Origin of the sequence: Cohnella rhizoplanae, from assembly GCF_948329515.1 — a bacterium.
GTDB lineage: Bacteria > Bacillota > Bacilli > Paenibacillales > Paenibacillaceae > Cohnella > Cohnella rhizoplanae.
In genome coordinates this window covers 41,736-67,717 of record NZ_CAOJCN010000027.1, presented here as the reverse complement: position 1 = coordinate 67,717, position 25,982 = coordinate 41,736, and the positions used below count along the sequence as shown (strand labels likewise).

At 60.2% G+C, this 25,982-nt stretch carries 14 protein-coding genes; 13 read left to right on the top strand and 1 reads right to left on the bottom strand.

Annotated elements, in window-relative coordinates; translation table 11 throughout:
- Positions 1 to 135: 135 nt before the first annotated feature.
- The 6 genes from PQG80_RS25525 to PQG80_RS25500 all read left to right on the top strand — a co-directional run bounded on the left by PQG80_RS25525 (position 136) and on the right by PQG80_RS25500 (position 8,551).
- On the top strand, positions 136 to 1,110 hold the full coding sequence (locus PQG80_RS25525) for an ABC transporter permease (RefSeq protein ID WP_432432806.1): 975 nt from the start codon (positions 136 to 138) through the stop codon (positions 1,108 to 1,110).
- Positions 1,111 to 1,122: 12 nt separating this feature from the next.
- Complete coding sequence (locus PQG80_RS25520) at positions 1,123 to 1,998, top strand: carbohydrate ABC transporter permease (protein ID WP_271754526.1); 876 nt, start codon at positions 1,123 to 1,125, stop codon at positions 1,996 to 1,998.
- A gap of 92 nt (positions 1,999 to 2,090) precedes the next feature.
- Positions 2,091 to 3,647: an extracellular solute-binding protein gene (locus PQG80_RS25515; RefSeq protein WP_271754525.1), complete on the top strand. Its 1,557-nt coding sequence runs from the start codon at positions 2,091 to 2,093 to the stop codon at positions 3,645 to 3,647.
- Between the two features lie 60 nt (positions 3,648 to 3,707).
- Positions 3,708 to 4,970 (top strand): FAD-dependent oxidoreductase, encoded by a 1,263-nt coding sequence (locus PQG80_RS25510; protein WP_271754524.1) that lies wholly within the window; start codon positions 3,708 to 3,710, stop codon positions 4,968 to 4,970.
- Positions 4,971 to 5,079: 109 nt separating this feature from the next.
- Positions 5,080 to 6,699 (top strand): response regulator transcription factor, encoded by a 1,620-nt coding sequence (locus PQG80_RS25505; protein WP_271754523.1) that lies wholly within the window; start codon positions 5,080 to 5,082, stop codon positions 6,697 to 6,699.
- Entirely contained in the window at positions 6,692 to 8,551 is a 1,860-nt protein-coding gene (locus PQG80_RS25500) for a cache domain-containing sensor histidine kinase (RefSeq protein WP_271754522.1), read from the top strand. The genes PQG80_RS25505 and PQG80_RS25500 overlap by 8 nt, the downstream gene beginning before the upstream one ends.
- A gap of 170 nt (positions 8,552 to 8,721) precedes the next feature.
- On the opposite strand, the gene PQG80_RS25495 is transcribed toward PQG80_RS25500, so the two are convergent.
- Positions 8,722 to 13,092 (bottom strand): RCC1 domain-containing protein, encoded by a 4,371-nt coding sequence (locus PQG80_RS25495; RefSeq protein ID WP_271754520.1) that lies wholly within the window; start codon positions 13,090 to 13,092, stop codon positions 8,722 to 8,724.
- Positions 13,093 to 13,382: 290 nt separating this feature from the next.
- Between PQG80_RS25495 and PQG80_RS25490 the strand changes: the two genes are divergently transcribed.
- The 7 genes from PQG80_RS25490 (at position 13,383) to PQG80_RS25460 (ending at position 25,982) form a co-directional block, all read left to right on the top strand.
- The gene (locus tag PQG80_RS25490) at positions 13,383 to 14,408 is read left to right on the top strand and encodes an SDR family oxidoreductase (protein WP_271754519.1); all 1,026 of its coding nucleotides are present in this window, start codon (positions 13,383 to 13,385) and stop codon (positions 14,406 to 14,408) included.
- A gap of 91 nt (positions 14,409 to 14,499) precedes the next feature.
- Positions 14,500 to 14,949 carry an Rrf2 family transcriptional regulator gene (locus tag PQG80_RS25485; protein ID WP_271754518.1) on the top strand — a complete coding sequence of 150 codons (450 nt, stop codon included), beginning with the start codon at positions 14,500 to 14,502 and terminating at the stop codon, positions 14,947 to 14,949.
- Between the two features lie 157 nt (positions 14,950 to 15,106).
- Entirely contained in the window at positions 15,107 to 16,915 is a 1,809-nt protein-coding gene (locus tag PQG80_RS25480) for a sensor histidine kinase (RefSeq protein WP_271754517.1), read from the top strand.
- On the top strand, positions 16,912 to 18,054 hold the full coding sequence (locus PQG80_RS25475; protein ID WP_271754516.1) for a response regulator: 1,143 nt from the start codon (positions 16,912 to 16,914) through the stop codon (positions 18,052 to 18,054). The genes PQG80_RS25480 and PQG80_RS25475 overlap by 4 nt, the downstream gene beginning before the upstream one ends.
- Positions 18,055 to 18,221: 167 nt before the next feature.
- A complete protein-coding gene (locus tag PQG80_RS25470) occupies positions 18,222 to 20,915 on the top strand; it encodes a hemoblobin-interacting domain-containing protein (RefSeq protein ID WP_271754515.1) in 2,694 nt (897 codons plus the stop codon).
- A 46-nt stretch (positions 20,916 to 20,961) separates the two neighbouring features.
- A complete protein-coding gene (locus PQG80_RS25465; RefSeq protein ID WP_271754514.1) occupies positions 20,962 to 22,626 on the top strand; it encodes an S-layer homology domain-containing protein in 1,665 nt (554 codons plus the stop codon).
- 206 nt (positions 22,627 to 22,832) lie between these two features.
- Positions 22,833 to 25,982, top strand: a complete 3,150-nt coding sequence (locus PQG80_RS25460) for an S-layer homology domain-containing protein (protein ID WP_271754513.1) — start codon at positions 22,833 to 22,835, stop codon at positions 25,980 to 25,982.

Below are 25,982 nucleotides of genomic sequence, written 5' to 3'. Positions count from 1 at the left end.
CGCCAATCCAGCCCCCGCTATCACTCGCCCCACCCGCGGACTTCTATACAAATGCACCAGAAATCGGAGCATTGCCTTCTACAAGGCACCGAAGCGCCTCTCTATAATAAAGAGCAAGAAAGAGAAAAGAAGGTGATGCGCTTGAGCAAGACCGAAGCCTCGCTGGCCGCCGGCCCGCTGACACGGCCCCAATCGCCAAGTAGGAGCCGGCGCAAATGGAAGCTGATCCGCGGCAACCTGGACATGTACCTGCTCCTCGTGCCCGGACTCGTATTCCTGCTGCTGTTCAAATACACGCCGATGTACGGCATCCTGATCGCGTTCCAGGACTTCAACATCTTCGGCGGCATCCGGGGCAGCGAGTGGGTGGGGACGGCGCAGTTCGAGAAGCTGATGCATTCGGACGAGTTCCTCCAGGTGCTGTGGAACACGCTGCTCATCAGCCTGTACAAGATCGTCCTGCTGTTCCCGATTCCGATCGTGCTCGCGCTGTTCCTGAACGAGGTTCGCCGCATGTTCTTCAAGCGCGCGATCCAGACGATCATCTACCTGCCGCACTTCTTGTCCTGGGTCATCATCTCCGGACTGTTCATCAACATCCTCTCGCCGACGGGCGGTCTGGTCAACGAGATCATCCGCGCGCTCGGCGGGCAGCCGGTTTCCTTTTTTACCGACAATGCCTTCTTCCGCAGCATCGTCGTCTTCACGGCCGGATGGAAGGAGATCGGCTGGAACGCCATCGTCTTCATCGCCGCCATCGCGAGCATCGAGCAGGAGCAATACGAGGCGGCCGCCATCGACGGAGCGGGGCGCATCCGCCAGATGATCTCGATCTCGCTGCCGGGCATGCTGCCCACGATCGTGTTGATGTTCATCCTGCGTATCGGCAATCTGCTCGAAGCCGGCACGGAGCAGATCCTGACGATGTACAACCCGCTCGTGTACCAGTCGGGCGACGTCATCGGCACCTACGTCTACCGCATGGGCCTCGGGCAGCAGGATTACAGCTTCAGCACGGCGGTCGGCTTGTTCAACTCCGCGGTCGGCTTCCTCCTGATCGTCATCGGCAACATGCTCAGCCGCAAATTCCTGCAACGAAGCATTTGGTAAGGAGGCGATACGATGAGACGCAAAAAAATCGGCGACTACGCGCTCGACACGACGATCTACGCGGTGCTGATCGCGATGGGGCTGGCGACGCTGCTGCCCTTCGCCAACGTCCTGTCCAAGGCGATCAGCGAAGAATGGGCAATCACGGCGGGCCAGGTCGGCATTTTTCCGGTCGGCTTCCAGCTCGATACGATGAAGTTCGTCGTCACGAACGGCCGGTTCCTCCACTCGCTCGGCATCTCGGCGCTGATCAGCGTCGTCGGAACTCTGCTCTCGCTGGTCGTCACGGCGATGACGGCGTATCCGCTGTCCAAGCGGGAGCTCCCGGGAATGGGCGTCCTGATCGTGCTGTTCATCTTCACGATGCTGTTCAACGGCGGCATCATCCCCAACTATCTGCTCATCCGCGAACTCCGCCTGATCGACCATCTGGGCTCGCTCGTCCTGCCCGCGCTCGTCAGCGTGTTCAATATGCTCGTCATCAAGAGCTACTTCGAGGGGTTGCCCGCAAGTCTCGAGGAATCGGCGAGGCTCGAAGGCGCGCGCAACTATACGATCCTCTTCCGCATCATCCTCCCGCTCAGCGGGCCGGTGCTCGCGACGATCGGACTATTCTACGCCGTCTCGTTTTGGAACGACTACTTCAACCCGATGCTGTACATCAACAGCACCTCGCTGAAGCCGCTTCAGCTCTACCTGCAGGATATCGTCATGAACGCCGACACGTCCTCGATCCTGAACCAGAGCGCCGACGATCTGATGAACGTGCAGCCCGAGGCCATCCGCTCGGCGACGGTCATCGCGTCTACGATCCCGATCCTGCTGGTATATCCGTTCCTGCAGAAGTACTTCATCAAGGGCGTCCTGATCGGCTCGGTCAAGGGATAAGCAGAGGCATCCGCCGCTTGCGCATTAACTCGGCCGGGGACGCCCGGAAGATTAATGATATATTGTTCATATCATAACAGGAGGGTCTTCCTATGCTAAAAGGCACCAATCGACTCGCGCTTGCCGCGATGTCCGCGCTGCTCGCCTCGTCGCTCGCCGCCTGCGGTTCGGGCGGCAACGACAACCATGCTTCTTCCGCCTCCGCGGGCGCCTCGGCTTCGGGCTCCGCCGCGGCATCCGGCGCCGCTGGCGGCGACAAGCCGGCGCTCAAGCGTCTCGACGTCTGGCAAGACAAGGACTACAACACCTACCCCGTCGCCAAGCTGCTCGAGGAGAAGACCGGCTACAAGGTCCAATACGACATGCTGCCGCAGGACAAATGGGCCGAGAAGCTCAATCTGCTCATGGCCTCGGGCGAAGCCTACGACATCGTCACGTCCTATAGCGACATGGCGCTCTACTCGGACTATGCCCAGCAGGGCGCGCTCGTCGACCTGACGCCGCTCATCGACCAATACGGCCCGAACATCAAGGAGGCGATCTCCCAGCAGTCGATCGACGCGCTGAAGGTCAACGGCAAGTTGTATGCGATTCCAACTTCGATTACGTACAAGATCGGCACGAGTATCCTGATCCGCACGGATTGGCTGGACAAAGTTGGCATGCAGATGCCGGCGACGACGGACGAGTTCAAGGCGGTGCTGCAGGCGTTCAAGGACAAGGACCCGGGCGGCCATGGGGACCAGGACGTCCCGCTCACGGCGAAGGGCGATATGCCGATGATGGATAATCTGGTCGGCGCATTCGGCATGCCGAACGGCTGGAACGACGTGGATGGACAGCTGGTGCCGCGCCTGCTCGATCCGGCGTACAAGGACTATGTCGCGTATATGAGCGAGCTCTACAAGGGCGGGCTGTTGGATAAGCAGTTCGTCGTCAACAAGGACGCGACGGCCAAGGAGAAGTTCTCGAGCGGCAAAGCCGGCGCCATCATCGTCCACTGGGCGGATATCCCGGCGATCTCGGACGCGCTGGCGAAGGCCGACCCGAGCGCGAAGTTCGCGTACGTCGGCGCCCTGAAGGGGCCCGGCGGAGAAGCGGGCTTCAGCGCGAACGCCGGCTTCGACCGCCTGAGCTTCATCCCGAAGGCTTCCAAGCATCCGGAAGACGCGATCAAGTGGATCGACGCGAGCCTCGAGCCCGCGACGTTCAAGGAGATGGCGATCGGCGTGGAGGGCACGCACTACAAGGTCGTGGACGGCGCGTACGAGCCGATCCTGCCGATTTTCACCGATGAGCGCAACCTGGCCAACAACTATATGGCGGGCACGAACGAGGCTCAGTATCCGCAATATTGGCAGGCCCGCGTGCGCAAGAGCCCGATTATGTTCGAAGCGTTCGACTATCTGAACAACAAGCTGCCGGACTCGGTGAAAATCACGAACGTGCTGGCGCTCGCGCCGTACATGCCGAATTACGCCAAGAACAATCAGCAGTTGGAGACGATGGCCGGCGAGTATACCGTGAAGCTGATCGCCGGCGCGGAGTCGATCGACGGACTTGAGGCGTTCCAGGCGAAGTACAAGGCCGCAGGAGAAGAGGCCAGCGCCCAAGAAATTAATGCGTGGTACGCAACGGTCAAAAAATAAACGCATAGACGGCGGCCGGCTTGAATCGGAGCCCGCCGCCTCTTGCATGGGAGGCCAACCATGAACAAGTATGCCTTTTCGCGTGAAGTACCGACTTATCTGGAAGCGGACGTCGTCGTCATCGGCGGAGGCCCTGCGGGCACGGCGGCTGCGATCACGGCGGCGCGCGGCGGCAAGAAGGTCGCGCTGCTGGAGAAGTCCGCACAGCTTGGCGGCATGGGCACGCTGGCCAACGTCAGCGTCTTCATGCCCGTCGGCAACGTCACCGGCATCTACCGGGAGATCATCGCAGAGATGCTGGCCGAGTACCTGCCGCCGGATCACGACGAGTCCATCGCGCCGCAGTATTCGCCCTTTCTGCTGCGGCAGTACCTGAACGAAAAGATGAAAAAGGAGAACGTACAGGTATTCTTCCACTGCGAATTCGTCGGATCGATCGTCGATGACCGTCGGATGAAGGCGGCCATCGTCTCGACGCGGGAGGGACTCAAGGCGTTCGAGGCCGACTGCTTCATCGACTGCACGGGCGACGCGCGGGTCGCGATCGATGCCGGGGTGCCGTACCGCGCCGGACGCGAGGAGGACGGCCTGACGCAGCCGATGACGCTCATGTTCACGATGCAGGATACGGGCAAGCCCGTGAAGCGGATCCTCCCGGAGGGCTGCTACGAATACAACGACGTGTCCGATCTGCCGCAGGGCCGCCGGCTCTACTGGGAGCGGGGCGGCGACGGCTCGCTGCTGGTCAATATGTCGCGCGTCAAGGGCAACGGCGCTAAGATAGAGGACGTTAATCACGCGGAGATGGAAGCGCTAAGGCAGGTGTACTCCATCGCGAACTACCTGCAGCGCACGGGGTTCGAGACGTATGCGATCTCCCATATCGCCCCCCAGACCGGGGTCCGCGAGACCAACCAGATCGAGGGGCTGTACACGCTGACCGAGCAGGACGTCGTGGGCGGGGCGCGTTTCCCCGACGTCGTCGCGCAGACGAACTACGAGATCGACATCCACAGCCCGGACGCGCAGAAGACGACCGACGAGCGCGAGGTCTCCGGTTACGATATTCCGTATCGGTGCATGGTGCCGGCCGACATCGACAATCTGCTCGTGGCGGGCCGCGCGATCTCCGCGACGCACGTCGCGATGTCGTCGATGCGCGTGCAGGCGACCTGCTATGCGCTCGGCCAGGCCGCCGGCGCGGCGGCTGCGCTGTCGCCCGGCGGGGCCGGAGCGCTGAAGGACGTACCGATGGCGGAGCTGCACCGCGTGCTGGAGACGCAGGACGTGCGGCTGTATCGGCAAGGCGCGTCGGCGGTGTGAGAGCGCGGACAACGCATGGGCCATGCGGTGCGCGGGCCGCGAGGTAGGCGGAGATAGGCGGAGATAGGCGCATAATGCGACGAACGGCGCGGCGGGAGGAGGAAGGCGCATGTACAAATTGCTGATCGTGGACGACGAGCCGACGGTGCGCACGGGGCTGCGCGGATATGTCGACTGGTCCGCGCACGGCATCGAGGTGGCGGGCGAGGCGGACGACGGGGACACGGCGCTGGACCTGATCGAGCGGGAGACGCCCGACCTGGTGCTGACGGACGTCCGCATGCCCAGCATGGACGGCATCGCGTTGTCGCGCGAGATCTCCTCCCGCTATCCCGAGGTGAAGATTATCTTCGTCAGCGGGCACGACGACGCCGAATATCTGAAGTCCGCGCTGAAGGTGAGCGCGGTCGACTATATCTTCAAGCCGGTGAACCTTCACGAGCTCGGCGAGGTCGTCGGACGGGTCGTGGCCGGGCTGAATGCGCGGGACCGGGAGCGGGAGGCGAACGAGGAGCGGCTCCGCAAGCTCAAGGAGAGCATGCCCCTGCTGCGCGAGAAGTTCCTGCTGTCGCTCGTCGGCGGCGCGCCGCAGGCGGACCTGCGCGAGCGGGCGGCCTTTCTCGGGCTGGATCTGCCCGTGGAGGCGCCTTACTGGGTGATCGCTCTATCGGTCGATGATCTGGCCGAGGTGACGGGCAGCCGATCGGAGCAGGACCGCCAACTGCTCTGGTACGCGGTGCGTAACGTCTGCCAGGAGCTGATCGACCGGCGCTTCAGGGGCTGCGTCTTCGAGCATAGCGTCGGCGCGTTCGTCTGCATTCTGCTGGCGGACGGTCCCGATGCCGAGGAAGCGCTGTTCGGGCTGGCCGGCGACATCCGGGACAACCTCGAGCGCTGGCTCAGGCTAAGCGTGACGATCGGCATCGGCGAGCAGGCCGCGTCTCTGTCGGGGCTGGCGTCCAGCTACAGGCAGGCGCGCGAGGCGGCGGAACATAAGTGGTATCTGGGCAAAAACCAGATCATCACGATGGACAGCCTGGATGGCGCCGAAGGGGACGCGGAGGGCTCCGGCGGCTATGGCCGGGACGAACGGGAAGCGCTCCTCTCGGCCTTAAAGGCGGCCAATCCCGATACGCTGCGGGAAGTGCTGGACCGGATGTTCGCGGATCTGAACCGCGGACGCAGGGACGGACTGCGGTACGGGCGCAACGTGTGCCTGCAGATCGTCCTCGCGGTCGGCCAGCTCGTGCTCGAGCTTAACGCGCAATCGGCGGCGTTCGAGGCGTCGGAGGCGGGACTGATCGAGTCGCTGCTCGGCCAGGAGACGCTGAGCGGGATGCGCGCGCTCGTCGAATCGTACGTAATGGCGGCATACGAACGCATTCGCGACAAGCGCTCCGGCAAGACGGCCAATCTGGTCGAGCGCGTGCAGGCCATCATTGACGAGCGATACGGAGACGGCGGGCTGACCGTGGCCGAGATCGGCAAGGAGGTCTATCTGACCCCGACCTACGTCAGTCTTCTTTTCAAGCAAGAGACCGGCCGGACGATCGGCGAATATCTCACGCAAGTTCGGATCGGACGCGCGAAGGCGATGCTGCGCGATCCGCGGTACAAGCTCTACGACATCTGCCATGCGATCGGCTTCACCGACCCGAGCTACTTCACCAAGCTGTTCAAGAAAGAGACGGGCGTGACGCCAAGCGCGTACCGGGACGGCCATGCTTAAACCGCTGCGCGGGTTCGCCCGCCTGTCGGGAGCGGTGTCCGGCGTCATGGTCCGGTTCCTCCGGCGCATCGCGATCCCCAAGGAGTGGCTGCTCGTCTACCTCGCGCTCATCGTCGTCCCGGCCGGCATCATCCTGTACGGCTATTATGAGCGGTCGGCCTCCATTCTCAAGAACGAGGTCATGCGCACGATGCAGCAAACGCTGAAGCAGGCGGGCAGCAATCTGTCCTACCGGCTCTCTCACATCGAGGATATCAGCGACGCGGCCTTCATGAACGCCAACCTGCATAAATACTTGTCCGTCGGCGCCGACGACCAGTCGATCGGCGTCCAGCTTGAGGTCGTGAAGGACCTTCGAGTCCTCGTCGAGTCCGTGCAGTCCAACTCTGACGTATTCCGCATCCGCCTGTTCGTGAACAAGTCCAAGATCTACGCCGACGAGAAGATCAACTTCTTCTCCCTCGAGAGCATCCAGGACAAGCCATGGTACCGTTCTATAATCGCGGGCAACGGCGGTGTCGTCTGGATCGGGGACTATGAGGAGAACTACCTGGAGGACGGCCGGGTACGGGTCATATCCGCCGCGCGCATGCTGCGGGACCCGGACCGCTACGATCAGGTGTCGGGCGTAGAGATGATCGACGTAAAAGAGAAGCTCGTGACGGATATTCTGTCCGGGCTTCAGTTCGCGCCGGGCACGCAGATCTATCTCGCGGACGCGGCAGGGAATATCGTCTATCATCCGGACGCGTCGCTGATCGGCACGCAGGTGGCGCCGCAGGTGCAGGAGCTGCTCGGGAGCGGGCCGGAGGGCAGCCGCTCGATCGCGATCGGGGAGGAAGACGGCGAGGTGCTGTATACGACGCTCGAGCCGACCGGTTGGAAGCTCGTGGCCCAAGGGACCGAGTCCCAGCTCTCGCGCCGCGCGGCCAAGCTCACGCAGGCATCCGGGCTGACCTCGCTGCTCGAGTATACGGCGCTGTTCTTATTCCTGCCGTTCGTGCTGCTCGCGATCATCGTCAGGGGCATGAACCGTCGGATGAAAAGGGTCATCGCCACCATCCGCCGCGAGGGTACGGAGGGACTAAGCGATCTGCCGGCGCTGACCAGCGACTTCCTCGTGCTCGAGCGCAGCGTGGATCACCTGGTCCTGCGCGTACGCACGCTCGTGGAGGAGAAGTACAAGGCGCAGATCCACGAGCGCGAGGCGCAGCTGGCGGCGCTGCAGGCTCAGATCAATCCGCATTTCCTCTACAATACGCTCGATACGATCAACTGGATCGCGATCGGCCGAGGCGCGTCGGATATCAGCCAGATGATCGACAGCCTGGCCAAGTACTTCCGCCTCAGCCTGAACAAGGGCCAGAGCATCGTCGGCGTGGAGGACGAGCTGCGGCTCGCGGAGGTGTATCTGGAGATTCAGCAGAGCCGCTTCCCGGACACGTTCGCCTTCAGGCTGGACGTAGCGCCGGGGCTCGCCGCTTACCGCATGCCCAAGCTGATCCTCCAGCCGATCGTCGAGAACGCGCTGCTGCACGGCATCCGCAAGGCCAAGGGCAAGCGCGGCGCGATCGTCATCTCCGCATGGCTGGCAGACGGGGATCTCGTCTTCGCCGTGTCCGACGACGGCATCGGGATGGACGAGACGCAGACGCGCCGGCTCCTCGCCGAGGCGCCTGCGGACGACAAGCCGGACGGCGCCGGCAGCTCCTACGGACTGTACAACGTCAACGAGCGCATCCGGCTGTACGCCGGCGAAGGCTACGGGCTGTCGATCGTCTCCGCGCCGGGCGCCGGTACGACCGTCACCGTGCGGCTGAAGGCGGAGGGTGGCGGAGGCGACATGGCCTAACGCCACGTTCTGTCCTTCAGACGGTACGGTGTGGAAGAGAAGATAATAAGCTTGGCCTAAACAAAACAAACGGCAGCCTCGGGCTGCCGTTTGGGTGTTTCAGCGCTTCGTGGCGCATAGGAGGACCGTCCCTGGCGGGACGGCCGCTCTTTGCGCCGACTTGCGTGCTCTTATTGTACAACCGGTACCGCAATATCGTTGGAAGGCGCCGAGATGTTGCCTACAGTATCGACTGCGTAGATAACGTACGTATCGGCCGGTAGATTGCCAATATCGAAGCTGGCCGGGTAATACCCGTAGGGAATGACGATCTTGCGCTCGCCCGCCTCTGCCTGCAATCCGGCCAAGTCGACCACCGTAAATGCCTTTGGCACCAGGTAGAGATTCCCCTCCTCGCTGGAAGATGCGTTCACGCTCGATGCGCTCGCAGAAAAGCTGACGAAATAAGGCGGCTCAGCATCCACTCTAAACGACAGGTATTGCTTATAAACGGCGCTCGCGTTATCCGCGTCGGCAATGGTGATGATCAGCATGTAATTGCCGCCCTCAGAGATCGCGGTTCCGGACGTATAGCCGGCTTGTGCGCCCGTTCCCGTGTTTTTGATTATTGCCGTGCTCACGGTATGCTCGGCGTCTGTCCAAAAAGGAGTGACCGTCCGGTATACGCCGCCATTTGTCACGCCAGAGATGACCACTGGCCCTGGCGCCGCAGGATCCGGGAACAGATTCAGGCCGACGGGGCCATTTGGAGACAGCCGGTAGCTCGCAGAGCCGTCGCCGAGCAGTCCGTCTGAAGAGTTGCCCCAGGTCCAGATATCGCCATTCGCTGTCAAGGCAACCGTCGTGCTTCCTTCTCCGCCCGTAATGGCAAGGATATCCGTCGGAGCAGCGCCTATTTTTTGAGGCGTCGTTACTCCGTCGTCATAGTGGCCGTAGCCTAATTGCCCGCCTTGGTTGCTTCCCCATGCGTAGAGACTGCCGTTCGCATCGACGGCAAAAGAATGATAGTTGCCCGCCCCGATGATTTGGATATCGGACAACCCTTCAACTTTTTTGGCCGTCAGCACTTTCGTGTTGGTCCCGTCTCCGACTTGTCCCATCTGGTTGAAGCCCCAAGCATACACCTCTCCATCCTCGCTTAGCGCGAGGGTGTGCTGGTTCCCGTTCTTAATGTCCACGATCTTCGGCAAGCCTTGGACCTGAAGAGGCTCGGCCCGAGGCGTGGTCGTGCCGTCGCCCAACTGCCCGTTATCGTTGTCTCCCCACGCCCAGACGGTTCCGTCGGACTTCAGGGCGACGCCTACGTTCGACCACTCGTCTTGGATGGCGACGACATGGTCCAGACCAAGCACTTGTGCGATGGAGGAGAAGTTGTAATACGAGCCCACCTTCCAAACCGTCCCGTCGCTCTTTATCGCATAGATGGAAGAGCCTTGCGAGCTGATCCTCACGACATGATCGATACCTGGCAACGGCTCAGGCGCATAGCGATTGTAGCCCCATGCCCAAAGATGTCCGTCCGACGTCAACGCCGTCGTATGGCCTTCGCCCGCCTGAACGGCAACGATATTCGCAGGCAAGCCCGGTACCAAGAAGATGCTCGGTTGAACCGCCGTGGAGCCGTTGCCGACCTGCCCGGCATAGTTGTAACCCCACGTATAGACGCGGCCGTTGGTATCCAATACGGCGATATGCGCCTGGCTCTCCGAGATTTGGTCCTGCGGCCGCGGCACGATCGGATCGACCGTATAGGAAGTCTCGGCAGAATAAACCGTAGCTTGTCCTTCAGCGTTGACCGACTTGACCTTCAGCGTATGGGTGCCTGGCGTCAGCGCGTCCACGGCGATCGTCGCGGTGGATGCGGTGGCGGTGCCTGAGCCGATGGCGGTATCTCCGTCGTAGACCGTAATCTCATTCGAGCCTTTGATCAGATTGCCGACCGCGACAACCGGCATATAATTGGCGAGCGAGCCGTCGACTGCGATCGTCGGGATCGGCAGCACTCTCGCATCCATAAAGACGGCGGTTGCTTCGGTCAACGCGCCGACGGCCGCATCGATATCCGCTTGCGTCGAGCTTGCGGCGTTCAGCGTAACCGTGGCGGCTGCGATCGCGCTCTCGAACGTGTCGTGCGCCTCCTGGGATACATTGTATTCATCCGTGCCCACCTCGTAGGCTGACAGCGTAGCCTCAGCTTCGCCTTTGGCAAGCTCAAGAGCTGAAGTATCAATTTCAATAAACGCGTCAGTGAATTCAGAACCTGCCGCCTCCAGCCAATCGATTGCATCGTCCACATCGGTTTGCGTCGAATAGACCGAATTCCTGGTTTCGATCGCGTCGTTAATATTTTGCCGGAAAGCTTCGTGCGCTTCTTGAGACACGTTGCCGGCAGCGTCTCCCACAGGGTGCGCAACAAGCAGTGCCTCTGCGGTTTCGATCGCAACCGTCAGATCGGACGTATCGACCGAAACATAGGCGTCGTTGAAAGCGCCGGTTGCTTCGTCGAGCGCTTCGATAGCCGAATTCACTTGCGTTTGCGTCGAGCTCAGCGCATTCTTCACGAGGACAGCCGCTTGGATGGCTTGGTTATAGGCGTCGTGCGCCGCTTGCGATACATTGCCGTTCGCTTCGCCCACGGCGTGGGCGTCAAGCACCTTCTTCGCGTCTGCGATGGCTGCGTCCAAGCTGACGAAGTCGATCACGACGATTGCGTCGTTGAAAGCGATCGCTGCCTTGGTCAGCGCCGCGATAGCCGCGTCCACCTGCGCCTGCGTCGAGCCGGCAGCTTCGCGGACGGCGGTCGCATCCGCGATAGCCTTCGCGTAAGCATCATGTGCCGCTTGAGGCACGTTACCGCCGGCAGCGCCCACATGACGGTCATCAAGCACCTTCCGGGCATTTACGATAGCTGCATCCAAACCGAGGAGATTAATGACAACAATCGTACTGTTAAAGGCGATCTTCGCTTTTGCCAATGCTGCGATTGCCTCGTCCACCTGCGGTTGGGTCGAGTTCAAGCTATCCTTTACCGCGGTCGCATCCGCGATAGCATTCGAATAAGCGTCATGTGCCGCTTGAGACACGTTGCCTGCTGCCGCACCCGTTTTATGAGCGGACAGCAGCGCGGTTGCTTCGCCGATCGCTTCAGTCAATGCCGTCTTGATGACAGGGGCGGGCGAAGGGGTGGCGGACGGTGCAGGCGTCGGAGAAGATGTTGGGGTTGTCGTCGGCGCCGGCGTCTTTGTCGTTTGGGCCGGTGTCTCGAAGGTAGAGCCCGGCGTATTGATCGTCGCCGCGACGATCGTTCCTTTCCCCAGCAGCTTGACGACCGAATCCAGCACGAGGGAGTTGATCGTTGCTCCCTGATTCAGGTTCAGCGACATTCCTGACGCTGCAGACGTCGCATTGAAATTGGAGATGCTGCCTTCCGGGACATCGATCTGAATCTGCTTGGCGCTAACGCTGACCGTCTCGAACGAGCCGAGCAGCTTGACCTGCGAACCGGCCGGCAGCGAGGAGCTTATATTGACGTTGCTGAACCCGGAGCCGGTAGAGCCGGCGTTATTTACGATGGCGGGAGAGTTAAGGATGACAAGCGCGGTGGTCGTCGAGCCTTCGGACACGATACGAACCATGCCGGTGCCCGATTGCTTGTCGATAATGATATCAACGAGTACGGAGTTGTTAAAATGGATACTGTTCTCGCCGCCGCCCTGCACCGTGACGGTACCGGTGACCTTGACGTTTTCCAGGAAGGCGTCGCCGTCTCCGATCCCGGCCCCCAGCAGCAAGTCGCCGTTGATCGTCATGTTCTGCAGCGTTACGCCAGACGCAAGGATGGCGACGTTTTTATTTACCGTCTCCATGCCTGTCGCAGGGCCATAAACGCCAGCCTTATCGTAGGCGACCGTCTGCGACGCCTTTGCCCGATCCAGTGTAACGACCGCTTCTGCGCGGGTGATCGGCGCTTCCGGCTTGAAGAGATTGCCCGCGCCGTAGCCGTTCATGATTTTCGCCGCAGCGACGGCGCCGACGGCGCCTTTGCTCCAGCCGGCGATCTTGCCGGCATCGGAGAACCCGTCCGCTCCCGCGTCGTCTGCGGACTCCAGCTTCAGCAGTCTGCTGACGACGACGGCCGCCTCTTGACGGCTGATCGGCCGTGCCGTGCCAATCGTGTTGTCCGCATAGCCGGCGATGTAGCCCGCCTTGATGGCGACTGCGACTTCACCATAAGCCCAGTTGTTCGCGGATAGATCCTTGAATGCGATCTCCGCTTTTTCCGTCAATCCGAACGAGCGATTGACCAGCGTGATGAACTCCGCCCGCGTGATCGGGCTATCCGGCTTGAAGTTCCCGTCTTGGTATCCTTGGACCAGCCCTTGGCCGATCCATTGGGAGACGGTATTTTCGGCCCAATGGCCTTCAACATCCGAGCCAGCGGGCGCGACAGCAGCTTTGGCCGCGCGGCCTCCAATGGAGTAGGTCGAAAGGATGAGACAAGCCATGACGATCATAGAGATAAAGCGATTGAATTTGCGCAAAGTAGCCCTCCTACAGGGTTATGTATTGGGTATTCAGACCCGTGAATGCTCATTATAGCAACCCCGAATGATGGCTAAATGACAAACTTCGGCAAAGTCAGATAAAGCATAGACGCCGTACGTGCCGGCGCCCATGATCGTGTTGCCGAACTACACGGTTACGGTCAAGCTGGTGACCTCTGCCGTCCGGATGATGACAATCGCGCCTAGCGGTAGGAACTAGGGGGCCGGATCGCGAATGTAGGGAGGAGACCGTCCAGCGATTTGTTCATTAATAAGGAGGCGATGGGATGAGAGCGCTATTTATTGGAGGGACCGGCACGATCAGCGCCGCGATCACGAGGCAGCTGTCCGCGCAGGGCTGCGAATTGTATCTGCTCAACAGAGGGACGCGCAACGGGGATTTGCCCGACAACGTCAAGACGATCGAAGCGGATATCAACGACGAAGCGCGCGTGGCGGAGCTGATCCGCGATATGTCGTTCGACGTGGTGGCGGATTTTATCGCCTTCGTGCCAGCTCACCTGGAGCGGGACTATCGTCTTTTTGCCGGCAAGACCAAGCAGTTCGTCTTCATCAGCTCCGCCTCCGCCTACCAGAAGCCGCTGTCCGACTACCGGATCACGGAGAGTACGCCGCTGGCCAATCCCTATTGGGAATACTCGAGGAACAAGATCGCCTGCGAAGACTATCTGATGAAGCAATACCGGGAGCAGCGGTTCCCGGTGACCATCGTGCGCCCCAGCCATACGTACGACGAGAGATCGATCCCGCTCGGCGTTCACGGGAGCAAGGGTTCCTGGCAGGCGGCCAAACGGATGCTCGAGGGCAAGCCCGTCCTTATTCACGGGGACGGCACCTCGCTGTGGACGATGACGCACAACGAAGATTTTGCCAAGGGCTTCATCGGCCTGATGGGCAATCTGCACGCCATCGGGGAGTCGGTCCAGATCACGTCGGACGAGTCGCTGACATGGAACCAGATCTACGAGGCCATCGCGGACGCGCTCGGCGTCCGGCTGCGGGCCGTGCACGTGTCGTCGGAGTTTCTGGCGGCGTGCAGCCGGGAGGACTATACGGGCGGGCTCATCGGGGACAAGGCGAACTCCGTCGTCTTCGACAACGCCAAGCTCAAGCGGCTGGTCCCCGGCTTCGTCGCGACGATACGCTTCGACCAGGGGATCAAGGGGACGGTAGCGAACCTGCTGGCGAATGCGGAGCTGCAGCGCGAGGATCCGGCGTTCGATGCTTGGTGCGACAAGGTGATCGAGGCGCTGGATCAGGCCAAGGCGGCCATTCGGGAAAGCGGGCTCTAAGTAGGCGGCTCCGCCGGTGCCGACTCCCCGGCGGGAGTTGACAATCGGCCGGAGCTGTAACTATGATAGTTGCATTGAAAGGGTGTTGCATATGCAAATCAGCAGCAGGTTTTCCATCGGCGTGCACATTCTGTCCCTGCTCGCGATTCGTCCGCAGGATCATCATACGTCGGAGTGGCTGGCAGGAAGCGTAGGGACGAATCCCGTCGTCATCCGCCGGGTACTGGGCCAACTGAAGAAGGCGGGCCTCGCCCATGTCAAGGCCGGCAGCGGCGGCGCTACGCTGGCGCGGGAGCTGGACGGGATCACGCTGCTAGACGTATACCGCGCGGTCGACGTGGTGGAGGCGGGCAAGCTGTTCCACATGCACGAGCAGCCGAATCCCGCTTGTCCGGTCGGCGCCAATATCGAGCTGGTCCTGCGTCTGATGATGTCCAAGGCGCAGTCGGCGATGGAGGACGTGCTGGCCGCCGTCACGATGCGGGAGCTCGTCGACGTGCTGGCACGCGAGATCGGGGAGAAGGGCGCCGCAGGCGGGTAGGCGCCTTTTTTGCATTCGTCGAAATTTGTCATTTCCTCGTCATTAAAGGCGTGTATACTGAACATGCGGATGATTGCGGCCCAAGGCCGCGGCAGGTCGATCTCTATTCGCGAAGCGCATCTGTCCGTCCACCATCCGCATGAGGAGCCTCCTCTCTATGAATTTCAACTTGTACCTGTCCGCCTTGCTTCTCGCGGCCACCTGCTGCTCCGCGGTGGTGGTCTATCTCTGCTGGAAAAGAAGAGAGATGCCGATCGCCGTCAGCTACGGATTATGCATGCTCAGCACCGCTTTTTACACGTTCGGCTACGCGTCCGAGCTCGTCAGCACGTCGCTCGAGGCCATCCGTTTCTGGCTGCGCATCGAGTATATCGGCATCCCGTTCGGCACGGTGTTCTGGATCATCATGGTGCTTCAATATACGGGAAGACAGGCTTACATACGTAAATGGACCGTCGTCGCGGCCATGGCCATACCGGTCCTGACGTTCATTTCCCACCAGACGAACGAATGGCATCATCTCTTTTACAAAAGCCTGACGCTCGACTATTCCGAAGGCTTCCCGCTTGCCCGGATCGTCAGAGGTCCGCTTTACTACGTCCACGCCGTCTATGCCTACGCGCTCATCCTCGTCGGCACGGTCCTGCTCCTGCGCATGTACTTCAAATCCGCGCCATCCATGAAAAAGCACGTCGTCCTCATGCTGGTGGGCTCGCTCGCCCCCTATAGCTTCACGCTCGTCTATCTCAGCGAGGTGCTGACGACTCCTTTCGATATCTCTCCGTTCGGCTTCGTCCTCTCGGGCGTGTTTTTCCTTTTCGGCATCTATCAGTTCAACCTGCTCCGGCTGGCGCCGATGGCGCTGCAGAAGGTGTTCGAGTCCATGCAGGACGCGGTCGTGCTGATGGATCCGGAGCACAACGTGACCAGCTTCAATCAGGCGGCGGGCCGCACGGTGCAAGGCATGGGGAGCAGGATCGGGATCGGCCAGCCCGCTGAGGCCGTATTCTCCGGCCGTCCGGCGCTGCTGCGCAAGATCTTGGAGGCGCCCGCGTCCGACGACGGGGAACTGGTGCAGGATCCCGCTACGGCGCGGTACTACCGCGTCCAGCTGTCTTACATCTCGGATTACCGGTCCAGGCCCGCGGGCAAGATGCTGCTGCTGCGGGACGTGACGGACGCGGTGCGCGCGGAGGAGCGGATGCTGGACAACGCCAGGCAGCTGCGCGATATCAATGCCTTCAAGGACCAGATGTTCAACGTCGTGGCGCATGATATCAGAGACCCGATGGCCGTGCTCCTGAACCTGACGGAGCTGCTGGAGGAGGAGGCGTCCGCGTGCGGGGAGGATCATGAGGAGATCGTGCAGGAGATGAGCCGGCAGGTGCACAGCACCTTCGCGCTGGTCGAGAGCTTGCTCGAGTGGTTCCGCAGCCAGCGGGGCGGGATGGTGTTCGCGCCTGTCGTCCAGCATCTGGCGCAATCCGTGCAGCGAAGCATCCGGCTTCTGCAGGGCCGCAGCGACGGCAAGGGCATCCGGATCGTCTCCGACATCTCGCCGGACATCCGCGTGCACGCGGACAAGGAGATGCTCGACCTGATCCTGCGCAACCTGCTCTCCAACGCCATCAAGTTCACCGAGCTCGGCGGCAACATTCAGGTTCGCGCGTCGCACGTACGGGACAAGATCGTCGTCAGCGTCCGCGATTCGGGCATGGGCGTGCCCGAGGAGCAGATGTATACCTTGCTGCAGGAGGATCAAGCCGTCTCGTCGGAGGGAACGGCGGGCGAACGGGGCGTAGGCCTCGGGTTGACCCTGTGCAAGGAGTTCGTACGGCTGAACGGCGGAGAGATCTGGTTCGACAGCGCGCCCGAGCAGGGCAGCACCTTTTATTTCACCGTGCCGGCCGCCCCGGCCGAGATCGCGGGCGACGATAGGCAGACGGCGAAGAGGGAGATCGGATGAGAGTCGTACTCTTGGACGACGAAAAAGCGATGCACTTGATCATGAAGCGCATGCTGGCCAAGATCGAGGGGGTCGAGGTCGTCGGCAGCTTCACGAACGCGGCCTCGGCCGAGGCGTTCCTGAGCGGCAACGAGGCGGACATGATCTTTATGGATATCAACATGCCGAGGGAAAACGGGGTCGCCTTCGCCCAGCGTCTCCGGGAGAGCGGTAGGGAGATCAAGCTTGTCTTCGTGACGTCGCATACCGAATACGCGTTGTCCGCGTTCGACGTCTATGCCTACGATTATATGGTGAAGCCCTTCGAGCCGGAGCGGCTGCAGCATACCGTCCGCAGGGCGCTGGCCGAAGCGCGGGGCGGGAGGGAAGAGGCAGCGGGGGCGGCGGCAAGCGAGCCGCGGGTTCATATCAATTGCCTCGGCAGGCTGGAGATTCGCAGCGTCCGGCAGGGTCTCGTCAAGTGGAAGTCCAGCAAGAGCGCGGAGCTGTGCGCCTACCTGATCCTGCAGCGCGGGAGCCTCGTGTCCAGAGCGCGGCTGATCGAGGATATCTTCGGCGGCATGCCCCGCAAGAACGCCGAAGTCTATCTGAACACGACGGCCTATCAGCTTCGCAAGCTGCTCGACGCGATCGGCATGAAGGAGAGTCTGCACTCCGACGCCAACCACTACGCGCTCAACCTGTCGCCGGCGCAGGTCGATCTGCACCTGTTCGAAGCGGGATGCCGGGAGCTGGCGGTCGTAGACCAGACCAACCTGGACCGGGCGACCGAGCTGGAGCGCACGTATGTCGGCAATCTTTTCGGGGACCTGGACTATCCCTGGGCATGGAGCGAGATCGAGCGGATCTCCCAGATGTACGCGGCGTTCGCCCAGCGCCTATCCCTGGCCTTGATGAATGCCGGGGATTCGCAGCGCGCGATCCGGCTGCTTGCCAAGCTCGCCGCGCACAACGAGCTCGACGAAGAGACGGTCAAGCTGTACATGCAGGCGCTCGCCATGCAGCACAACCGGGAGGCGCTGACGCGGCTGTACGCCAGGTACGCGGACACGTTGCAGGAGGAGATGGGCGTACGGCCGTCCGTTGAACTAAGCAGGCTGTACGCATCGTTGCTGGCGGAGTTGGATGCCGCTGAATAGTCATGGTGGCAGAGAAGACTCGTTCCGGTGGGAATGGGTCTTTTTGCGTATGCGCAGGCACCCTGGAATATCGTCGAAGTTTGTCATTTTGCCGTCATTGGCGTTGTTTATACTCATATATGGGCTATTAGAATCAATTAAAATCATATAGGAGTGACAAAAGAAGAATGAAAAAAGTTTCAATTGCTTTAATGCTGGCTATTTTGATTTTTGCGTCGTTTGGATACGCGCCGGCCGCGAATGCGGCCACCACCGTCGACAATACGCCCGTATGGACCAAGTGCGCGGACGAACAAGGGGTATGCGAGTTCACCGGGACGACCAAAGAAGTGAGGTACGGAGCGAACGGCAGTTATTACACGGACACGGTAACCGACGGTATCGCCTGTTCGAACGAGGCGTGGGAAGGAGATCCTGCGCCGTCTCAAAGAAAGCAATGCGACGTGCGCGACCTGTTGCCCGAGGGCATCCCTAGCGTGACGGGCACGCTCAGCGACGACTTCAAGACGTTCGCGATCCGCTTTGATAAGAGCATAGAACCTGCCGGAACGCTGGACCAGTTGAAGAGCGCCATTACGATTCAAAAACTGGGAAGCGAAGATTATGAGGCGCTTGGCGTTACGGATACGGTGGCCTATGACGCCGAAGAGCCCGATACGATTGTATTGACCCTGGCGTCGCAGCTTGTCGGCGAGGGCAATGCGATTCGCATAGCTGCGGGCGCAGTTATTCTGAACGGCGAACCCGATGCGTACGCGGCTCCGATCGAACTGAAAGGAATTGTGGGCGCAGACATCGTGCCGCCGGCGTTTGCGGGGGCGGAGAGCGGCAATAATACATTGACGCTGTACTTCGACGAGAAGATTAGTCCTGTGCTTTCCGAGGATTTCGATCCTGAGAATGAAGCTCAATACTCAGCGGCGAAAGCCGAATTCCAAAGCAAAATTCAAATTGCGCAAGATGGCGAGCATTTCTCCCCGCTGGTGGACGGTCTTGTAAACCTCAATTGGGACAGTCTTGTAAATCCCGAATGGGATGGAAACTACTTGCAGATTAGCTACGACAACTCACTTGAGATCGTATCCGGATCGAAAACCAAAATTAAATTGCCGGCCGGGTTGTTTAAGGATGCGGTTGGCAATGTCACGCCGGAGATGACGCTTGCCGTTAGTCCGCCGTCGATTATGAGCGCTGAGCTCAGTGCCAACAATCATGACGTCACGGTCACATTCGACCGGAATATCTACGCCACACCGACTTATACTCCGGAAGATTTGAAGTCAAGCATCTGGCTGCTAGAAGACAGCGGTCGCAGCAGAGATTTGGATGTAGAAGATACCGTAGAGATTACCGAGGACCAACTAAAGATCCATTTCGAGACTGCATTGAACGGCGACTCCAATCAGATTGTTATCGATGATAGCACCCTGCGGGATGTGTCAGGCAATTATTCTTCGCAAGATACGGTTTCTCCATATCTCAAGGCACACGCCGAGGGAGACGCATCGGACACGACAGCTCCGGAGCTGGTTGATTATCTCGTGTCACCGGATCATAAAGATATCACTTTGCTGTTTAATGAACCTGTGATAATCCCCAATACAAGCTTAGACCAATTTAAAGCAAGCGTTCGTTGGTACGATTCCAATTATGGGTACATGTACGGTCTTCCTTCAGACGCCACGGTTACGATTATTGAGGACGATATTAAAATTCATTTTGAAACGTTGTCCGGCTCGGTACTGTACATGAAGTTCTATCTCGGGTACATCACGGACTTGAAGGGTAACAGTAACGATCGCACTTTCTACACAAACTGGTTTGACTCGGCCAATGTGAGTGCCATTAGTTTGTCCGGTTACTTCGATCTGAACGGCCGTTATTTAAATCTGGACATCCAGAGCGATTACGCCGACCAGTTCGTGGATTTAACCGTAGATGAAAACGGATCTCATCTTAAAGAAAAGATTAAGATCTCCACGGATAATGGCGTGACGTTCAAGTCGCTGTCCGAGGCAGACAAGGTCATTCTCGACGGATCACGGATCGCTATTTTCCTGCATGATCGGGTCACAGCGGGAACGATGCAGGTCAAGCTTGAGGCAGACGCTTTAATGGATTCACATCATTATCAAGCAAATGATGAGATCCGGCAGACGATTGCGTACAACACGCCCTCAATTACAGGTTATTTGTTCAGCGATGCGGATACTGTGCTGAAGTACGAGGAGAATGCTGAATGGAGCGCCCATATCACGAGCATTAAGATCATGGATCGCACCAGCTATTCCTCCAGAACGTTGACTGCGTCGGAATACGAGATCTCGGGCGGTAAGCTTACGATTTATAAAGGTGTTTTCCTGAAGGGCCGGGCTTATCAGATTAATGTCGCAGCCGATGGCTACAGCAGTCAGGGTTTTAGCGGCAATGCGTATAAGTCGTCCGACATTTTCTACATGACTGCGCCTACGGTAACGAAGAGCAGCGGCATTACGGCCAGTGTTTTCATTTACAACCGTGCCTTCGTTACTAACTTCAATAATAATCCCTTCGCCATGGTATCCGAATCCAGCAGCAGCAGCGCAGGTACGCAATCGGTCGTGTTCGAGCTGTTCGACGGCGATACGCCGGTCAGCATTGTGGCAGCCGAGCTGGCGGTCGGCACGGGTACCTATACGGCCAAGTTTAGCGTTTCGGACGCCGCCTCAGTCTCGAGGAATTACACGGTCAAAGCGTTCATCGTCAGCAGTTTTGATGCCGAGACCCATAATGTAGGGTTGAATCTTGGAACGGTAAAGACGCAGTCGGAAATCGACGAAGCCCTCATGCTGTCTCAAAACAACAATAAAAATGACGACTAAGGGAGCGGGGAAACGAGCAGTGAAATCGCGTATGATACGTATTTTCATGATATTGACGCTATGTCTGGCTTTCGTACCGGCGGCTGCGGCCTATGCCGCCGAGAGCGCCGTTGTCTCGCTGCAGGATGTAGCGGATGTGCAAGCCGGCCAGAAGGTAGACATCAAGGGCAATGCTTCGCTGGACGAGGTCATCGTCAAGGTACTGCGTCCGGATAGCAGCATCGTGTACTTCGACATCGTACCGGTGACCGCAGGCCAGTTCGCGGCGCCTTTCACGATCGGATCGGGCGAGCCGGGGGGCACTTATACGGTAGTCGTCGGGCAAGGGAAAGACGTAGCCAGCAAGAGCTTCAAAGTGACGGCGGGAACGATTACACCGCCTCCAAGCGGGGCGATATTGACGCAGACGCCTCCACCGCCGCCGGGCAAGGTCATCACGCCGGTAGGCGGAGCGGATCCGGTCCTGGTCGACACGAGCAAGAACAAGATCTCGACGACGGACGTCGGCGGACGCCAGGCGACGGTCGTCTCTCAGGACGGCGTATCGCTTGCGGACGCGCTGAAGAAGGCTGCGGGGCAAGACAACAAGGGCGCAGCGCCTGTCGTGTACATCGCCTATGAGGGCAAGGCGGGCGAAGCCGTGCAGTTCAACCTGCCGTTCTCCGTATTGAAGGACGCGGCCTCGTCGGGCGCGATCGTATCGCTTCAAACGGGCGAGGGCGAGTATTCGCTGCCGCTCGGCGTGCTGGACTTCGACGCGATCGCGGCGAGCCTCGGCGCGTCGGCATCGGACATCAGCATCCAGGTCAACATCGTCCCGTCCGCTGACGACATCAACGCCAAGATCAAGCAGAGCGCCGCAGGCATCGGCGCAGCGCAGGCGGGCGGCGCGATCGAGTTCTCGATCGTCGCATCCGGCGGCGGCAAGACCGTAGCGCTCAATGAATTCGGCCCCGCCTACGTATCGCGTACGGTCGTCGCGCCGGGCACGCTCGATGCGTCCCATGCGACCGTCGTGCTGTACGATCCGCAGACCGGCGCGCTCACCTTCGTGCCCGCGCAGTTTACGAAGCAATCGGACGGCACCGTCAAGATTACGTTTAAACGTAACGGCAACAGCATCTACGCCGTACTGACGGCTAGCAAGGCGTTCTCCGATCTGAGTACGCACTGGGCCAAAGCCGACGTCGAGCTGCTTGCCTCCAAGCTCGTCGTGAACGGCGTGTCCGACGCGAAGTTCGCGCCGAACAACAATATCACGCGCGCCGAGTTCGCGGCGCTGCTGGTCCGCGCGCTGGGCCTTACGCCAGACGCTCCTGGCGCTGCCGGCTTCAAGGACATCGCATCCGGCTCGTGGTATGCAGGCGCGGTCGGCGCCGCTGCGAAGGCGAAGCTGGTCGAAGGCTTTGAAGGCGGCGTCTTCAAGCCCGGCGATACGATCACCCGCGAGCAGATGGCGGTCATGATCGCGAGAGCCGTCGCATACGCGCAAGGCTCCGCGGCTGCGGCATCGGCGGAAGCATCGCTGGCAGGCTTCAAGGACCAGGCTGCGATCGGCAGCTGGGCCCGCGCGTCCGTCGCGCAAGCCGTCGATGCCGGCATCATCACCGGCATGACGAGCGACACGTTCGCGCCGTCCGCGAAGGCAAGCCGCGCGCAAGCAGCCGTCATGCTCAAGCGTTTCATGCAGCATGCGGACCTGATCGACTGATCCGTTCGCGGCGCATGACAACGGAATAAGCAGGTGAGAACCGTCCGGGAGATATTCTCCCGGACGGTTCTTCCGTTTGCGCGGCGAGCGCCCGAGTTTCGTGCCTGCGTATTTGCAAGTAGCTAGAATTTCGTCGAAATTTGTCATTTTGCCGTCATTGGCGAGGATTATACTAAGGGTTAGGCTAAAAGAGGGATGGGATCACATTGGCAACCAACTGGAAGGCGGTCTTGCTGGCAAGCATGATCGCGACGACAACTTTCGGGGCGCGGAACGTACTCGCCGCTCCTACTGTATCCGCGGAACAAACTTCATTTAAGGATATCGGCCCGATGTCGGCCGAACAACAGGAAGCCATCAAGCAAGCGGTCTCGCTGGGTCTGATCGGAGGCTACCCGAGCGGAGAGTTCAAGCCGGACGCGTCTCTTACGCGCACGCAATTGGCCGTATTGCTCGTTAGAGCACTGCGTTTGCCGGTGGATACGAATGCCGATTCGAGCTTCAAGGACGTTGCCGCCGGGAGTTGGAGCGCAGGTTATATCGAGGCGGTCCGCAAGGCGGGGCTCATGAATGGCACGGATGCCGGATTCGATCCGAACCGCAATGTGACCAGGCAGGAACTGGCGTCCGTCTTCGTACGTGCCGTCAACGGGGAGAACACCACCGGCGGACTGGAGACGGATCCCGCGCTCGCCGACGGGGCCAGCGGCTGGGCCGCGACGTCCGTGCAAGCCGCGCTGCGGCTTGGCCTGATGACTTCGACGGCGAACGGCTTCGAGCCCCGGCAAGAGGTTGCGAGGGCGGATATCGCGCAGTTCCTGCTGGATATTTTCCCGGAAAAAGAGCAGACCGCAGCGGTAACGAAGATAGACGGCGACGTAATCACGGTAGGCGGGACGCCGCTGCTCGTATCGGGCGAGCTGAAGCGTCTGCTCCTTGCCGATGGCAACATAGAGGCGCTTGAGGGCGCGGTGCTCCGGTTCAAGACCGCCGTACGGAGCGTGAACGGTCTGTCGGAGCTGGAGATCGTAGCTAAGGGCACGGCAGGTTCCCCGGTTAAGCTGGATACGACCGGGATGCCCGCAGGAGGCACGCTGAAGATATCGGGCGACCATGTAGCCGTCAGCGGAGGAACGATCGCCAACCTGACGCTTCAAAATCAAGTAACCAACGTGTCCGTCGATGCGAGCGTCGATCATCTGGAACTGACTGGAGAGCCCGTGACGTTGTCCGGCAAAGGCCAATATCGCGAGATTCAGATTACGAATCCAAAAGCCAAGCTGACCGTCGGCGCCGATGTGCGGATCGCCCGCCTGGTCTTGCCGGACGGCGTCGCGCTGACGGATATCGTCACGAATCTGAGCCAGGTTCAGGCGCAGATCGGCAGCGCGGTCTCGGCAAGCGGCTCGTCGCTGCCCGTGCCATCCGCGCCCGTATCTTACGGCGCTCCGGTCGTCGCGGACAAAAGCGCGCTGAACGAGGTGATCGGCGAAGCTTCGGGAATTGCGTCTGGCGCGGTGGCGGGTAGCGCGGAGGGCCAGTATCCGCAGAGCGCGATCGATGCGCTGAATGAGGCGATCGAGGCTGCCGGCAAAGTGAAAGCCAACGCCCAAGCCACGCAGACGGAGGTCGACAACGCGGCGGCGATCCTGCGTGACGTAATCTATTTGTTTAAATATGAGGCGGTGCATGTCGGCACCGCGCTGTTGGAAGCCGCGATCGCGGATGCAGCCGGTCTTATCGACGCGGCTGTGGCGGGCGGCGCGGAGGGCCAGTATCCGCAGGGCGCGATCGACGCGCTGAACGGGGCGGTCGAGGCTGCAGAAGCGGTGAAAACGAACGCGGGAGCTACGCAGTCGGAGGTCAATAGCGCCTTGGCGACGCTGCGCACGGCGATCCATACATTCAAGAATGCGGTCGTGCATGTCGGCACCGCGCTGTTGGAAGCCGCGATCGCGGACGCAGCCAATCTTATCGACGCGGCGGTGGCGGGCGGCGCGGAGGGCCAGTATCCGCAGGGCGCGATCGACGCGCTGAACGAGGCCATCGAGGCTGCGGGAGAAGTAAAGGCAGACACGCAGGCTACGCAGGCGGAGATCAACGGAGCAGCCGCGAGCCTGCTTGACGCGATCGATGCGTTTAAGAATGCTGTCGTTCATATCGATCTTGCGCAGCTGAACGCAGCGCTCGATGAAGCATCGGGTCTAGCCGCTACGGCGGTAGCGGGCAGCGCCGAGGGCCAGTATCCGCAGGGCGCGATCGACGCGCTGAACGAGGCCATCGAGGCTGCCGGAGAAGTAAAGGCAGACACGCAGGCTACGCAGGCGCAGATCGATAGCGCGGAGACAACCCTGCTCGACGCGATCGATGCGTTTAAGGACGATGTCGTTCATATCGATCTTGCGCAGCTGAACGCAGCGCTCGATGAAGCATCGGGGCTTGCCGATGCGGCGGTCGCGGGCAGCGAAGAGGGCCAGTATCCGCAGAGCGCGATCGACGCGCTCAATGAGGCGGTCGAGGCTGCCGGAGAAGTGAAGGCAGACACGCAGGCTACGCAGGCCGAGATCGATGGTGCCGCGGCGAGCCTGCTCGACGCGATCGATGCGTTTAAGGACGCAGTCTCTCATTTGCTGAAAGCCTCGTTGACGGACCGCTCTTTCTATCTTAATAGCGGTAGGACGGGCACGAATGGCGATACGGTTCTATCGACGGAAGAGTTCGAGACGTACACGAAGCGCAATATTAAAAACTACTTGCAAATCAAACGCGGCGCTCAGAGCGAAACGATCCAATATGACAGCAACAATCCTGAGTTTAATGTGTTCAACGTGGTCGATCATGACAACGTGGTAGGAACGATCTCCGTCGAATCCACGTCCGCAGACGTGCAGCTCATTGAAGCCTCTAACGGAATTACCGTTCATCCGTTAGAAGCGGCGACCGAAAGCACGGAGTCTGCCCTTGTGTTTACTGTAAAGGAAGGCGGCAAGGTGGTCAGTCAGGTGACGATGCCGATCATCATGGACGAGACAGCCCCGACTTTGATCGGCAGCGCCTACAGCGATGGTCAGTTCACGCTGACAGCAAGCGAACCGGTAAAAGCATTTGATTCGTATTCCTATCAAGTGGAGTTTTCGGAAAGCGGCGCTGCCGTCGATTACAGACCGCTAACTCAGGGTTCCGATTTTAATGTGAATGCCAACGGCAATCCCATTGTCGTAACGCTTACCGGCGCAGCCAAAACGCAATATATTCCTCAGTCGTCCAGCAAATTCCGGATTAGAGTTACTGGAATTACGGATTATGCAGGGAATACGCTTGTCATCGATTCAACGGTCGACGTGCCGCGATACTGA